This window comes from Thalassotalea euphylliae (assembly GCF_003390395.1).
Taxonomy (GTDB): Bacteria; Pseudomonadota; Gammaproteobacteria; order Enterobacterales; family Alteromonadaceae; genus Thalassotalea_F; species Thalassotalea_F euphylliae_C.
In genome coordinates this window covers 34,823-50,083 of record NZ_QUOV01000001.1, presented here as the reverse complement: position 1 = coordinate 50,083, position 15,261 = coordinate 34,823, and the positions used below count along the sequence as shown (strand labels likewise).

Genomic DNA, 15,261 nt, shown 5'->3' with positions numbered 1-15,261 from the left:
ACTCTATAAAAATGGATTGATTTAAAAAGGATTTTTATGTCTCTCGCCTGTGTGTATAGTCGTGCTCGACTTGGTTTATCATCGCCTTTAGTCACGGTTGAAGTACATATTTCCAATGGACTCCCGGCATTTTCGATTGTTGGCTTGCCTGAAACCTCAGTTAAAGAATCAAAAGACAGAGTGCGTAGTGCGCTTATTAATTGCGGCTATGAGTTTCCCGCTAAACGCATTACGGTCAATCTTGCGCCTGCCGATCTACCCAAAGAAGGTGGTCGTTTTGATTTGCCGATTGCCATGGGCATTCTTGCTGCTTCAAACCAACTACCAGCTCACGATTTAAGCGAATACGAGTTTGCTGGCGAACTCGCCTTATCAGGCGAGCTTAGGCCCATTATTGGTGAAATTCCATTGACGCTTGCCTGCCAGCAAGCAGGCAGAACCTTAGTCATCCCCAGTAAAAATGCAGAAAAAGCACAATGGCTTGAAGCCCCTAAAGTGATCGCGATAGATCACTTACAACAGCTTTTTCCACACTTTGCCCGACAATCGCCTCTACCGTTTTTTACTAGCCAAGATAAGCAACCACCGAGCCGACAAGTGCCATTAGATATGAAGGATGTGATTGGCCAGCCACTCGCAAAACGGGCGTTGGAGATCGCTGCCAGCGGTGGTCATAATTTATTATTTGTTGGCCCACCGGGCACAGGTAAAACCATGCTGGCAAGCCGTTTACCGGGTATTTTGCCGCAAATGAGTCGCGACGAAGCAATTGAGAGTGCCGCCATACAATCAATCAGCCAACATGATATTGATAGCACCACGTGGGGGATCCGACCTTTCCGCTCGCCCCACCACACCGCCACCGCAGCGGCACTTATTGGCGGTGGCTCATATCCGCAACCGGGCGAAGTATCACTGGCGCACAATGGCGTGCTATTTTTGGATGAGCTACCAGAATTTGATCGCAAAGTGTTGGATGTAATGCGCGAACCAATGGAGTCAGGTGAAGTCACCATTTCACGTGCCAACCACAAGCAAACCTTTCCTGCACAGTTTCAATTGGTAGCGGCAATGAACCCAAGTCCAACGGGATTTTACAATGACAAACGCAGTACACCAGAACAAACGCTGCGTTACCTCAACCGCCTATCAGGCCCTTTTCTCGATCGCATTGACATTCAAATTGAAGTTGCACGCCTGCCTAGAGGCATTTGGAGCGACAACCAACAGCATGAGGAATGCAGCGAGGCGGTGCGAGAGCGGGTGATGCACTGTCGCGCCATTCAGTTAACACGACAAGGAAAGGCCAACGCCTTACTCAGCAGCAGTGAACTGCGCGAGCATTGTACCTTATCGCCAGAAGACAACGAGTTTTTAGAGTTAGCGGTGGAAAAACTTGGGCTGTCGACCCGCGCCCATCATAAAATTATTAAAATTGCCCGCACTTTGGCAGATATGGATAGCAGTGAGGCGATAGCCCATAGTCATTTAATTGAAGCACTCTCGTATCGGGCGATGGATCGCATTTTACGCCATCTAACCGATGCGCTCGCAGTTTAGTCTTACAGCTTAGGCTGCACTTTAAGCCGCACTGTGGCTGATTGATTGCAAAAAGGCCTTCACTAGTGGCTGCTCTTTGCGAATATTTAAGCAGCACACGCCAAGGTCAAAGGGTTTTATTCCGTGCTCAATATCTAGCGCATAGACCCTGTCTTTCACAGGGCTAAGATCCACAACCACTTGTGGCGCAATACCAATGCCACAACCAAGCGCCACCATACTTACAATTGCCTCGTGGCCAGAAACCGTAGCGTAAATATTGGGTTTACCAAATTGCATACTGCGCAGCCATTTTTCGAATCGCGTACGCGCTGAGCCATGCTCTGGCAATATCACCGGAATTTCGAACCAGTTGATCATCTTCGCCTGTAATTGCTGCTGAACATGGCATGCCATGGTCGGGGCAATAATGTTGAGGGGAACTTGCTCGATATTGTGAAAATGGTAACTGCTGGATAAGTTCTCTGGCATCGCTGCTATGGCAATATCAACATGCTGTTGCTGCACTTGCGGCAGTGCACCTGCCGCATCACCAGTGGTTAGCATTAATTCAACGAGCGGGTGTTGTTGTCGAAAACTGTCAATTAACCTAGGCAAATGGCTATAGGCAGCGGTGACCGAGCAATAAATATGAAGCTGACCCGTTAACTGGGCCTGTTGCTGATTAAGCGAGAGTTTTAATAGGGACAATTGCTCCAGCTGCTGCTCGGCATAGTGTTTCAGTTGTTCACCTGCAGGTGTAAGCTTTGCAGTGCGGTTATCACGGATCAATAGCTGACAACCTAACTCTTCTTCCAAACGGGTGATGGTGCGACTCAGCGTTGAAGGGCTGACATAAAACTGCTCGGCAGTTTTGCCAAAGTGCAGTTGCTTGGCAAGATGATGAAACATCGCCAACGATTTGGTATCCATAAGGTTAACTCCCTACCATACAAATTCGACTGAGTTCTTACAGAATCACGTTGCACATATTGCAACACAACAATGCAAATAATTCACTTTAGGCAATAATAACCCTGCGCTATGGTGTGCTCAACCAATTAATTTAGAAAAATGGAATCCGCTATGGCTAACTACTTCAACACTTTAAGCTTGCGTGAGCAGCTTGCACAATTGGGCAAATGTCGTTTTATGAAACGCGAAGAATTTGCTGACGGCTGTAACTTTATCAAGGACTGGAATATCGTTATTGTCGGTTGTGGTGCTCAAGGTTTGAACCAAGGTTTAAACATGCGTGATTCTGGCCTAAATATCAGCTACGCCTTGCGTGAAGCGGCGATTGCTGAAAAGCGTCAATCTTGGCGCTGGGCAACAGAGAATGGCTTTACTGTAGGTACGTACGAAGAGCTAATTCCACAAGCGGACTTAGTACTTAACCTGACACCAGATAAGCAACACACGTCAGCGGTTAGCGCAGTAATGCCGTTAATGAAGCACGGCTCTACGCTTGCATACTCTCACGGTTTTAATATCGTTGAAGAAGGTATGCAGATTCGCCCAGACATCACAGTTGTGATGGTAGCGCCTAAGTGTCCAGGTACTGAGGTACGCGAAGAATACAAGCGTGGTTTCGGTGTACCTACCCTAATTGCAGTGCATCCTGAAAATGATCCAAACGGTAACGGCTTAGCAATTGCAAAAGCATATGCATCAGCTACTGGTGGTGACCGCGCTGGTGTACTTGAGTCATCATTTATCGCAGAAGTGAAATCTGACTTAATGGGTGAGCAAACCATTCTATGTGGTATGTTGCAAACGGGTGCGATTTTAGGCCATCAGCAGTTAGTCGCCAATGGTGTTGATGCAGGCTACGCTCGCAAGCTTATTCAATACGGTTGGGAAACCGTTACCGAAGGCTTAAAGCATGGCGGTATCACCAATATGATGGATCGTCTTTCAAACCCTGCGAAAATCAAAGCATACGATATGGCAGAAGAGTTAAAAGTGATTCTTCGCCCACTATTTGAAAAGCATATGGATGACATTATCGAAGGTCACTTCTCTGCCACTATGATGGAAGACTGGGCTAACGATGATAAAAACCTATTAACGTGGCGCGCACAAACGGCAGAAACCTCGTTTGAATTGGCACCAGACAGCGATGCTGAAATTAATGAGCAAGAATACTACGACCGCGGTATTTTCTTAGTAGCTATGGTGAAAGCAGGTGTTGAATTAGCGTTCGAATCTATGGTGGCTGCCGGTATTATCGAAGAGTCGGCTTACTATGAATCACTGCATGAAACGCCATTAATCGCGAACTGTATTGCACGTAACAAGTTATACGAAATGAACGTAGTAATCTCAGATACAGCGGAATACGGTAACTACTTATTCAGCCATGCGGCAGTACCGTTATTATCTGACTTTGTTAGCAAGTTAAGCCTAGCAGATTTAGGTGAAGGCTTAGCTACTGCCAACAATGGTGTAGATAACGTGCGTTTAATTGAAGTGAATGAAGCTATTCGTACTCACCCTGTAGAAACTGTTGGTAAAGAGTTACGTGGCTACATGACTGATATGAAGCGTATTGTTGAAGCAGATCTTTAATTCTCTTCAATACACAAATACTTAGATAAGATACTCAGGTAAGTTATGCAGATAAGGTGAGCAACACCTTATCTGCAGTTTAATCTAAGTAACTAACTATAGATTTTCCTATTTCTTTAAATTTGCTCGCTGCAAATCGGGTGACTGAACTTGCTATCAGCCATTGCGAATGTCACCCAACCTATTCTGCTTATATATCTGCTCTAACCTCACTAGCTTCAAGTTCTAACTAAGCTCACCACCTAGTACTACTCCCTAAAAGATTACTGAACTACACCTTGTGATTGCTAATGACTTGGTTTACTACCCTTCAAGATTCAAACCAGTTTTAAGACGAAAAGTTATGATTTATAACCAATCGCTATGCAAATAAAACTCTGCCAATTTCAGCTACTTGTCATATAAATGAAAAGATTGCATCTATCAACTAATGGGTTTCTTATTTTTAAATGTTAATATACGTAACTTTGTTGTAGATCAAGGAATAAGTTGTTGTTTTCCATTAACAAAAAAATAACATCTGCATTGTTGTTTAGTGTTTTACTCACTGCCATATCAGTGGGAACTTACAGCCAATTGGCCGCTCGAAACGTTGTTGAAACACGTTTACTAGAGAAAGAACTACCTAATACCATGACCCATATTAGCGGTGGAATCGAGAAAGAGATTGCCGTTATGTACAGTGTCGCCAAACAACTGGCGACAGATCCACTGTTGTTAAACTGGACGCAAACAGGAGCAAATAAAGAGACCGAAGCACTAGTTATCGAAAAGCTGGCAAAAATCGGTACAGAAAACGGCTACAGTAGTACCTCTTTTGCCGATCGCACAACAGGAAATTACTGGAACCAAAGCGGCTTTTTAAGACAGTTACAAAGAAATAGTGAAGACGGCTGGTTTTTTGCTTATCGCGACAGTGGCTTAGAGTCTGCGATTAATATTTACCGTTACCCAGGTGGTGAAAAAGTTGATGTATTTGTTAACCATCAGCAAATCAACGGTATCGGGCTTGCGGGTATCGGTAAGTCTTTTGGCGATATTATCAACTTGTTGAATAGTTTCCGTATAGAGCAAACAGGCTTCGTCTACTTGGTTGATGGCAAGGGGGTTATTCAGGTTCATCAGGACGACAGCTTAATTGGTAAGAATATTAGCGACGTCTATGGGTTATCATCTAGCCAGCTGTTAAACAAAGCAGAATACAGTCAAATAGAAGCACAACCAGCGGGCGAAAAACTACTGGTAACTTCTAGTTATGTACCAACGGGGAATTGGTATGTCATTGGCCAAGTTCCTGAGGCTGAAGTATACCAACAGCTCAATGATGCAACATTGAGTATGGTGATTTGGACCTTAGTTATCGTACTTATTACTGCTGGTGCATCGGTTGTTATTGCTCGTTCGATTACATTGCCTATCAAGCAATTGGCGCAACTGTTTACACAAATGGGTCAAGGTGAGGCCGATTTAAATTACCGAATTCCGGAAACTGGTCAACAGGAATTAGTTGCAGTTGCCAAAGGTTACAATGCCTTTATCGGTAAACTAGCCGAGCTATTTGAGACTATTGCACAGAGTAGCCGAGAGTTACATAAAACCGCTGACGAGCTAGCCTCGAAGAGTGAACAGACTAAGACAAGTGCCGCTAATAACGACACCAACACACAACATATTTCTAATGCCCTGTCGCAAATCAACACTACAGTTTCAGAAATTGCCCAGAGTGCTGTTCAGGCATCTGACTTGGCAGAGAACGTACGTAACAACGGCAGTGAAATCGCAACAGTGATCACCCATGCGAAATCCGATATTGATCAGCTTGGTAGCAAAATTCACGACGTGTCTACGGTTATTGCTAACCTAACGGAAAACACTGAAACCATCGCGCAAGCCTTAGGTGTCATCGAATCAATTTCAGATCAAACTAACTTGTTAGCACTTAACGCTGCAATTGAAGCAGCGCGAGCTGGCGAGCACGGTCGTGGCTTCGCGGTGGTTGCTGAAGAAGTCCGCAGTTTAGCAGGCAAAACGGCTGACTCGACCACGGAAATTCAGACCATAATGGAGCAGCTGCAACAAACATCTACCGCAGCTACCGCAGAGATCAAAGCTATTATCGCACAATCAGAAAGTACGAATGCCTCTATTAATGAGGCGCAGGATAAACTGCAACTGAGCGGAGAGCTAACGCTACAAATCTCTGACACTAACCATTTGGTAGCAACTGCGACTGAACAACAGGCGATTTCACTAAACGATATCAACAACAATATGTCAGAAATTCGTGAGATCTCCGAAGAGAATATGAACAATGTTCAGGCAATTGCGAATAGCACAGAGCAGCTGAATGAACTGGCAGAAACACTTGATACCTTAGTTACTCAGTTTGAGCATCATAAATAGAATTTAAGTCGTAGGGCGTGTTGAACTTTCGAGATTGAATTTTGTTCAATCTAAACGCTTTCTGATCGAGGCGCTCGTTTTACAGTATGGTTATTCCATATAAAAATCGAGCAACAATGGGCAGGAAGCGTTTAGATGAACCCGAAGGGCAGCGTCTGTTTGAATTTTTTTCTGTGTTGGTGCTCATTTATGGAGACTAACTACACAGCATGAGCACCGCCTTGTATAAACCCCAAACAGACTGCTGCAAAAACAATCCTGAATGATCAACACGCTCTCACCTGCTAATGAGAAAGCGATGCATTCCCGGTGAATGCATCGCTTTTTTTATAAGTTCGTTTTATTGATGGTAATATTCACGCCGAAATCTAGCAGTCTTTGATAGAAACTGGTTAAATCACAGGCTTTAGTTTGCTGACATACAATCGCAAACTTTTTGATAGCTCGTTTATTGCTTTGCAGTGACGCTTGCTCCAGCCAATAAAGTGCAGTATCAAAATCCGATTTCACCACATCACCGGCTAAGTAGATTTCTGCTAGCTTTATCTGACCCGCAGCGAAACCCAGTGTTGCCGACTGTTCAAATTTGACAAATGCCTTAACCAAGTGATCTTCAATATAGCTCGCTCTTTCAAAGGCTAAACCTGAGGCGAATTCACGCTCACCAGGAATGTAGCTAGTGCTTACCTGATAACCAGTATCACTAATAATGAAGTTACCAAACAACATATTGCCTTCCGGCCTAGCTGCTTTAACTATGCCTTCACGTTGATACAAGTCTATGAACTGAACTTGCGTAAAATTATGGCTATTCTTGCCAAAATAACTGAATGCTCTTGTCTGCCCAGACGAAATTGCTTCTTCAAAGGATGACTGATGTTGATAAAAGAAATTTCCATAAATAACAGAAACTGTATCGCCAGTTAAATCAACAACTTTCGCAATGCGAAACTTTTCATGCGGGCGATTGTGATTATTAAGTTTTCGATAATCAATTAGCAGAAAGTCATTAATCTGCGGATAGCTAACGAGTTGCTTAAGCTGACGCTGCTCTGCTTGTCGATCCTGCCACCAGCTAGCGGCCAAATAAATTAAGAGAATTAGGCCAGTGAATTTGATCAGGAACTGATAGACAGTAAATGCCGAGCCTAGCAATTGTTTGTATAGTTGAGCATCAATTCCTTGCTGGTCTACACGAGTTAAGCACTCTGTGCATTCTAGCTCAATTCTTCGCCCCACAGGGTATAGGGGCAGGCTTTGCAAAAAAACATAAGCGTAACGTATACAGCCTTTAACATGATGCTTATTACCACCACAATGCGAACACTGATGTTGATATGTAACACCGCCATTTGTTGTTGACTCGCCGTACTCCATTACATCCTCCTGATTTACGCATAAAAAGTTATAACAAACGATTAATATTCAAGCAATATATTTGTACTAAGCTTTTCGTAATTACGTTTAACCTAAGCTATAGCAAACTTAGCTAACTTTGCAGGGCAACTTGGCCTAATCTATTAGACATTGCCGCCAACTTTAGCTAAAAACACTAATACTAAAATGATCAATCAGGATAAAAATGGCTGTTAATAAATATCGCGACAAGCGATTCTTAATTATCGACAGCGTTAAGCCTTCCCGAGACTTGCTAAAACAGTTTGCATTTAACTTAGATCCAGAGGTCGTTGAGGCAAGTGGATACACCAAAGATATAATGCTGCGTTGTGCCGAGAATCACTACGATGTGCTATTACTTGGTTATGACTTGGGCGAAAGTCAAAAGAATGGCCAGCAACTGTTGGAAGAGCTGCGAGAAAATGGACTAGTAAACCGCCAGTCCGTAGTAATCCTGATCACTGCAGAAAACTCTCAAGCCATGGTGTTGGCAGCTTTAGAACATAAACCTGACGATTACCTAACAAAACCTTATCGTCCCAAAGATTTACTGCAACGTTTAGATAGGTGCTATAACAAAAAGCGCCATATGAAAGATATTTATCAAGCACTAGATGCCCAAGATTCAGAAGCTGCCATTGCGCTATGTGACCGCGCGATTGAAAGAAACACACCATACGTGACTGAATGTTTTGGGATAAAGTCGCGCCAATTATTCGAGCAAAACCAGTTTAAGCAAGCCGCAAAAATATATCACCAGTTTAAGTCGGTAAGGAACTGCCAATGGGCCAGTATTGGTCTGGGAAAAATCGCCCTTCGGGAGCAGGACTACTCTACTGCGATTAACTACTTTTCAGAGTTAGTCGATAAACATCCACTGTATCTTGCTTCATATGATTGGCTTGCTACAAGTTATGAAACGATTGAGCAATATACTAAAGCGCAAGACATACTAGAGAGCGCATTAAACATTTCACCATTGTCGGTAAAGCGATTGGAGCGCTTTGCTAAGCTCTGCTTTGATACGGGTAATTATGAAAAAGCCACTCGAGCTTTTGAACAAAATTATCAGCTTTCATTTAATTCAATTCATCACAAAGCGGATAACGCCTTTAACTTTTCAGAGGCACTTAACCAACTTGCCCCTGAGCTTAGCGAGCACGACTTAAAGGTCAAAAAGAATCGTGTAATTAACGCCTTGCACGAAACAAGTAAAACCTTTAACCAAGCTGATGTGAGAGTGCAATCGAACCTACATACAGCTCGTTTAATGCTAAAGAGCCATGGCGAATATGATGCTAAACAGCTGCTCTCTAGAACGGAAAAGTATATTCACTCAGTAACAGAACAGCTTGAATCTTCATCGATGATCAGTATTTCAAAGCTGTTAATTGATTTGAACAGGAACGAGACAGCGAATGAGTTGATTATCCAAGTGGTTGAGCGCGAGCCAGACAATATCGAACTGATGGCTCAAATTGATATGATAGTTGACGGTTCAGTGCAAAAAGACGAACAAGCAATTGCTCAACAAGCGCTTAATCAAGCATCAGCATACTTTCGGCAAAATCACTATCAGCAAGCGCTGGCCGGTTTATCTGCTGCGCAAAGCTTGTATCCTCAGCATATCGGTATAAAGCTCAACCTTATTCAAGCACTACTTGCTTGTCATAAACAACAAAATGACGAAGCCAAGCTAGTTAAAGCGGGCGAGCTATTAGCTTCGCTGGTAGGTTTGCCAGACTCTCACCCTGCCCATCATCGCTATCAAATACTCAACGAACACTATCACTCATTTAAATAGTTAACTATATCTACTATTTATAAAATAAATTCAGTGTTGACTTATCAGCCAACAGACCTGACTATTATTTGTGCAAAAACAAAAATAATAGACGGATAGGAAACTGATAATGGCGCAAAGTAGCACACCACAAAGTAATCCGGTCATCACGTCAACCTCAACAGCATACGCTACGCAATCTCAAAAATATTACGCGCTCGTACTGCTAACCATTGTCTATAGCTTCAATTTTATCGACCGGCAACTCTTGTCGATATTACAAGAAGGTATCAAAGCCGATTTAGGTCTATCTGACGGGCAACTTGGCTTGTTAACAGGTTTTTCTTTCGCACTGTTTTATGTACTCGCTGGCATACCGATAGCAAAATGGGCTGACAGCGGTAATCGTCGAAATATTATATCAATCGCTTTGTTTGTCTGGAGCTTCATGACGGCAATCAGCGGCTTTGTGCAAAATTACTTTCAGTTGTTACTTGCCCGTATTGGCGTTGGTGTTGGAGAGGCAGGCTGTAGTCCACCATCTCATTCCATTATCTCAGATATTTTTCCCCGAGAAGCAAGAGCCGGGGCGATAGGTTTCTATTCAACCGGCGTTAATATCGGTATTCTTTTCGGCTTCTTGCTAGGTGGCTGGCTTAACGAAGTATTTGGTTGGCGAACCGCATTCCTCGTGGTTGGTGCACCAGGCATTATATTAGCGATTGTCGTTCGATTTACTTTAAAAGAGCCGATCAGGGGCTTATCCGAAAATAAAGTTACCGCTCAAGAAGCTGCACCGAGTTTCAAGCAAACTCTCAAGTTATTACTTAGCCGCTCTTCGTTTGTTCATTTGGCAATTGGCTCAGCACTTACTGCTTTTGTAAGCTATGGATTTGTTAACTGGGCAGCGTCTTTTATGATTCGCAGCTATGGTATCTCAACGACAGAGCTTGGCGCATGGTTAGCATTGATCATCGGTGTAGGCGGCGCAGTAGGTGTATTTGGTGGTGGCGTGCTTGCTGACAAGTTAGCAAAGAAAGATCCGCGATGGTATGCCTGGTTACCTGCCTTAGCCGCGTTTATCGGTTTACCTTTCTTGGTGTTGTTTTGTCTTGCGGATGATAAACATATGGCGCTATCTAGCTTAGTTATTCCAGCAATGATGGGTAACTTATTCCTCGGATGCGTTGTAGCAACTACGCATAGCTTAGTTGGCTTGAAGATGCGTGCTATGTCATCAGCAATATTCTTCTTAATCATTAATATTATCGGCTTAGGCTTGGGGCCATCTTCAATTGGCTTACTTAGCGACTTTTTAGCGCCAACCTATGGCGCTGATTCATTGCGCTATGCAATGCTTTATATTTTGCCGATCGTAAGCTTCTGGTCCGTTTGCCACTTTATTTATGGTGCTAGAAGTCTTAAAGAGGATTTAGAAAACGCCCCAGAATAACAAGCAGCAATATATTTTAGACGGAAAAAAAGCTGCCGATTAGGCAGCTTTTTTTATATGGTGGAGGGAGGTGGATTCGAACCACCGAAGGCGGAGCCGTTAGATTTACAGTCTGATCCCTTTGGCCACTCGGGAACCCCTCCAAAAACGGGATAAAGCCCAGTTTATACTGGGCTTTAAAATATGTGCCTAGCGATGACCTACTCTCACATGGGACCTCCCATAGACCATAGACACACGTTGCATTTGACGTGCAGGGATGCACTAATGCTGCGAGAGCATGGATGCTCATGAGCGGTCACTTCTGCCTTTCTATTGCATAGCGCATGGGGCCAGATGGTTCTACAACGCTATTGTCGCTAGGTGAAACTCTTATTTGCTCACCCTGTTAAAACAGTATATTTAATTCAGACTTTTTGTAGTTCTTCTTGAGATTCAGGATATTAGATTTATTCAGACATAAAAAAAGCCCGACATAAGTCGAGCTTTATTTATATGGTGGAGGGAGGTGGATTCGAACCACCGAAGGCGGAGCCGTCAGATTTACAGTCTGATCCCTTTGGCCACTCGGGAACCCCTCCAAAAACGGGATAAAGCCCAGTTTATACTGGGCTTTAAAATATGTGCCTAGCGATGACCTACTCTCACATGGGACCTCCCACACTACCATCGGCGCAGTTGCATTTCACTTCTGAGTTCGGCATGGGGTCAGGTGGTTCTACAACGCTATTGTCGCTAGGCGAAACTTTTATTTACTGCCTTAGCAGTAAATTACAATCTGGAAAGCTTTGACGTGCATGGATGCACTAATGTCGACAAGTGTCATGGATGACAGTTGTTTGTTGACGCTATATATAGCTTTAATTCAAGTTGTACTCATGTACGTGATGTGACGTGCATGGATGCACTAATGTCGATGAGATTCATGGATGAATGTTGTTCATCGACTCATGTCAGTCAAAACCATTTGGGTGTTGTATGGTTAAGCCTCACGGGCAATTAGTATCAGTTAGCTCAAGGCCTCGCAACCCTTACACACCTGACCTATCAACGTCGTAGTCTCCAACGACCCTTCAGGGGACTTAAAGTCCCAGTGAGAACTCATCTCAAAGCCTGCTTCCCGCTTAGATGCTTTCAGCGGTTATCAGTTCCGAACGTAGCTACCCGGCAATGCTTCTGGCGAAACAACCGGAACACCAGAGGTTCGTCCACTCCGGTCCTCTCGTACTAGGAGCAGCCCTCTTCAATTCTCAAACGCCCACGGCAGATAGGGACCGAACTGTCTCACGACGTTCTAAACCCAGCTCGCGTACCACTTTAAATGGCGAACAGCCATACCCTTGGGACCGACTTCAGCCCCAGGATGTGATGAGCCGACATCGAGGTGCCAAACACCGCCGTCGATATGAACTCTTGGGCGGTATCAGCCTGTTATCCCCGGAGTACCTTTTATCCGTTGAGCGATGGCCCTTCCATACAGAACCACCGGATCACTATGACCTGCTTTCGCACCTGCTCGACGTGTCTGTCTCGCAGTTAAGCTGGCTTATGCCATTGCACTAACCGTACGATGTCCGACCGTACTTAGCCAACCTTCGTGCTCCTCCGTTACGCTTTGGGAGGAGACCGCCCCAGTCAAACTACCCACCAGACAGTGTCCCCAACCGAGATAATCGGCCTAGGTTAGAACATCACGCATACAAGGGTGGTATTTCAAGGTTGGCTCCACTCACACTGGCGTGCAAGTTTCAAAGCCTCCCACCTATCCTACACATGTAGGAGCAATGTTCACTGTCAAGCTATAGTAAAGGTTCACGGGGTCTTTCCGTCTAGCCGCGGGTATACGGCATCTTAACCGCAATTTCAATTTCACTGAGTCTCGGGTGGAGACAGTGTGGCCATGATTACGCCATTCGTGCAGGTCGGAACTTACCCGACAAGGAATTTCGCTACCTTAGGACCGTTATAGTTACGGCCGCCGTTTACCGGGGCTTCGATCATGAGCTTCGCAGAGCTAACCCAATCAATTAACCTTCCGGCACCGGGCAGGCGTCACACCGTATACGTCATCTTTCGATTTTGCACAGTGCTGTGTTTTTAATAAACAGTTCCAGCCACCTGGTTACTTCGACCGACCTCAGCTTAGGGAGCAAGTCCCATCACCAGAGCCGGCGTACCTTCTCCCGAAGTTACGGTACTATTTTGCCTAGTTCCTTCACCCGAGTTCTCTCAAGCGCCTTAGTATTCTCTACCTAACCACCTGTGTCGGTTTGGGGTACGGTTCCTTTATATCTATGCTTAGAAGCTTTTCCTGGAAGCAGGGCATCAACAACTTCAACTCCGTAGAGTCTCGTCTCGTATCTCAGCCTTAAGAACCCGGATTTGCCTAAGTTCTCAGCCTACATACTTTCACATGGACAACCAACGCCATGCTTGCTTAGCCTTCTCCGTCCCTCCATCGCAATATAAAGAAGTACAGAAATATTAATCTGTTTCCCATCGACTACACCTCTCGGTCTCGCCTTAGGGGCCGACTTACCCTGCCCTGATTAACATGGGACAGGAAACCTTGGTCTTTCGGCGAGGGGGTTTTTCACCCCCTTTATCGTTACTCATGTCAGCATTCGCACTTCTGATACCTCCAGCATGCTTCTCAACACACCTTCAACGGCTTACAGAACGCTCCCCTACCACTCAAAATAAATTTTGAATCCGCAGCTTCGGTGCATAGTTTAGCCCCGTTACATCTTCCGCGCAGACCGACTCGACTAGTGAGCTATTACGCTTTCTTTAAAGGATGGCTGCTTCTAAGCCAACCTCCTAGCTGTCTATGCCTTTCCACATCGTTTCCCACTTAACTATGACTTTGGGACCTTAGCTGGCGGTCTGGGTTGTTTCCCTCTTCACTACGGACGTTAGCACCCATAGTGTGTCTCCCGGATAGTACTCATTGGTATTCGGAGTTTGCAAAGGGTTGGTAAGTCGGGATGACCCCCTAGCCTTAACAGTGCTCTACCCCCAATGGTATTCGTCCGAGGCTCTACCTAAATAGATTTCGGGGAGAACCAGCTATCTCCCGGCTTGATTAGCCTTTCACTCCGACCCACAGGTCATCACCGCATTTTTCAACATACGTGTGTTCGGTCCTCCAGTTGGTGTTACCCAACCTTCAACCTGCCCATGGGTAGATCGCCGGGTTTCGGGTCTATACCCTGCAACTAAACGCGCAGTTAACACTCGCTTTCGCTACGGCTCCCCTAATCGGTTAACCTTGCTACAGAATATAAGTCGCTGACCCATTATACAAAAGGTACGCAGTCACCCGAAGGCTTCCACTGCTTGTACGTATACGGTTTCAGGTTCTATTTCACTCCCCTCACAGGGGTTCTTTTCGCCTTTCCCTCACGGTACTGGTTCACTATCGGTCAGTTAGGAGTATTTAGCCTTGGAGGATGGTCCCCCCATGTTCAGTCAACATTTCACGTGTGCCGACCTACTCGATTTCACTTATGTTTGTCTTCGTGTACGGGGCTATCACCCTGTATCGCCAAGCTTTCCAGCTTGTTCCACTAACGCCCATAAGCTTAAGGGCTAATTCCCGTTCGCTCGCCGCTACTAAGGAAATCTCGGTTGATTTCTTTTCCTCGGGGTACTTAGATGTTTCAGTTCTCCCGGTTCGCCTCATTAAGCTATGTATTCACTTAATGATACTTGCTTATGCAAGTGGGTTTCCCCATTCAGAAATCCTAGGTTATAACGGTTTTTATCACCTTACCTAGGCTTATCGCAGATTAACACGTCTTTCATCGCCTCTAACTGCCAAGGCATCCACCATATACGCTTAGTCACTTAACCATACAACCCCAAATAGTTTTCGTATTTAAGTCATCAAGAGACAAATCTTGATGCTAATGTATGACTGACATTTTCACGTACTCATTATCCATTCTTAAAAAGAACAGTAATGGAGTATGCTTGAATTAGATTGATAAATGATAAGGAAAAATCATTTATCAGGTTTGATGCTTACAGCGCGACACTGTAATCATCATTCGAGATAATCATTATTAAATAACTATCTCGGGATATATATCAGCTTTCCAAATTGTTAAAG

The 15,261-nt window shown here is 44.6% G+C and carries 7 protein-coding genes, 2 tRNA genes and 2 rRNA genes; 5 read left to right on the top strand and 6 right to left on the bottom strand.

Annotation, left to right across the window (positions count from 1 at the left end; all coding sequences use genetic code 11):
* The first annotated feature begins 36 nt into the window (after positions 1 to 36).
* Positions 37 to 1,560: a YifB family Mg chelatase-like AAA ATPase gene (locus DXX92_RS00210; RefSeq protein ID WP_115998582.1), complete on the top strand. Its 1,524-nt coding sequence runs from the start codon at positions 37 to 39 to the stop codon at positions 1,558 to 1,560.
* 21 nt (positions 1,561 to 1,581) lie between these two features.
* Here DXX92_RS00210 and ilvY read toward each other — a convergent pair whose 3' ends face one another.
* Positions 1,582 to 2,472, bottom strand: coding sequence for an HTH-type transcriptional activator IlvY (gene ilvY / locus DXX92_RS00205; RefSeq protein WP_115998581.1), 891 nt, complete (start codon positions 2,470 to 2,472; stop codon positions 1,582 to 1,584).
* Between the two features lie 153 nt (positions 2,473 to 2,625).
* Between ilvY and ilvC the strand changes: the two genes are divergently transcribed.
* Together ilvC and DXX92_RS00195 are read left to right on the top strand one after the other, a co-directional pair.
* On the top strand, positions 2,626 to 4,110 hold the full coding sequence (ilvC, locus tag DXX92_RS00200; RefSeq protein WP_115998580.1) for a ketol-acid reductoisomerase: 1,485 nt from the start codon (positions 2,626 to 2,628) through the stop codon (positions 4,108 to 4,110).
* 489 nt (positions 4,111 to 4,599) lie between these two features.
* Complete coding sequence (locus DXX92_RS00195) at positions 4,600 to 6,513, top strand: methyl-accepting chemotaxis protein (protein WP_147301904.1); 1,914 nt, start codon at positions 4,600 to 4,602, stop codon at positions 6,511 to 6,513.
* Positions 6,514 to 6,840: 327 nt separating this feature from the next.
* Here the strand turns inward: DXX92_RS00195 and DXX92_RS00190 are convergent, their stop codons facing one another.
* Positions 6,841 to 7,890 carry a sel1 repeat family protein gene (locus DXX92_RS00190; RefSeq protein ID WP_115998578.1) on the bottom strand — a complete coding sequence of 350 codons (1,050 nt, stop codon included), beginning with the start codon at positions 7,888 to 7,890 and terminating at the stop codon, positions 6,841 to 6,843.
* A 205-nt stretch (positions 7,891 to 8,095) separates the two neighbouring features.
* On the opposite strand from DXX92_RS00190, the gene DXX92_RS00185 reads away from it, so the two are divergent.
* Both DXX92_RS00185 and DXX92_RS00180 read left to right on the top strand, forming a co-directional pair.
* On the top strand, positions 8,096 to 9,715 hold the full coding sequence (locus tag DXX92_RS00185; RefSeq protein WP_115998577.1) for a response regulator: 1,620 nt from the start codon (positions 8,096 to 8,098) through the stop codon (positions 9,713 to 9,715).
* 109 nt (positions 9,716 to 9,824) lie between these two features.
* Positions 9,825 to 11,147, top strand: coding sequence for a spinster family MFS transporter (locus DXX92_RS00180; RefSeq protein WP_115998576.1), 1,323 nt, complete (start codon positions 9,825 to 9,827; stop codon positions 11,145 to 11,147).
* Positions 11,148 to 11,205: 58 nt separating this feature from the next.
* Here DXX92_RS00180 and DXX92_RS00175 read toward each other — a convergent pair.
* The 4 genes from DXX92_RS00175 to DXX92_RS00160 all read right to left on the bottom strand — a co-directional run bounded on the left by DXX92_RS00175 (position 11,206) and on the right by DXX92_RS00160 (position 15,002).
* Positions 11,206 to 11,290, bottom strand: a tRNA-Tyr gene (locus DXX92_RS00175).
* 353 nt (positions 11,291 to 11,643) lie between these two features.
* A tRNA-Tyr gene (locus tag DXX92_RS00170) sits at positions 11,644 to 11,728 on the bottom strand.
* Between the two features lie 44 nt (positions 11,729 to 11,772).
* A 5S ribosomal RNA gene (gene rrf, locus DXX92_RS00165) occupies positions 11,773 to 11,887 on the bottom strand.
* A gap of 238 nt (positions 11,888 to 12,125) precedes the next feature.
* Positions 12,126 to 15,002: ribosomal RNA gene (locus DXX92_RS00160) — 23S ribosomal RNA — on the bottom strand.
* Between the last annotated feature and the right edge of the window lie 259 nt (positions 15,003 to 15,261).

Coding starts and splice junctions, on each gene's coding strand:
- DXX92_RS00185 (WP_115998577.1), top strand. CDS start 8,096: ATGGCTGTTAATAAATATCGCGACAAGCGATTCTTAATTATCGACAGC.
- ilvY (WP_115998581.1), bottom strand. CDS start 2,472: ATGGATACCAAATCGTTGGCGATGTTTCATCATCTTGCCAAGCAACTG.
- DXX92_RS00210 (WP_115998582.1), top strand. CDS start 37: ATGTCTCTCGCCTGTGTGTATAGTCGTGCTCGACTTGGTTTATCATCG.
- DXX92_RS00190 (WP_115998578.1), bottom strand. CDS start 7,890: ATGGAGTACGGCGAGTCAACAACAAATGGCGGTGTTACATATCAACAT.
- ilvC (WP_115998580.1), top strand. CDS start 2,626: ATGGCTAACTACTTCAACACTTTAAGCTTGCGTGAGCAGCTTGCACAA.
- DXX92_RS00180 (WP_115998576.1), top strand. CDS start 9,825: ATGGCGCAAAGTAGCACACCACAAAGTAATCCGGTCATCACGTCAACC.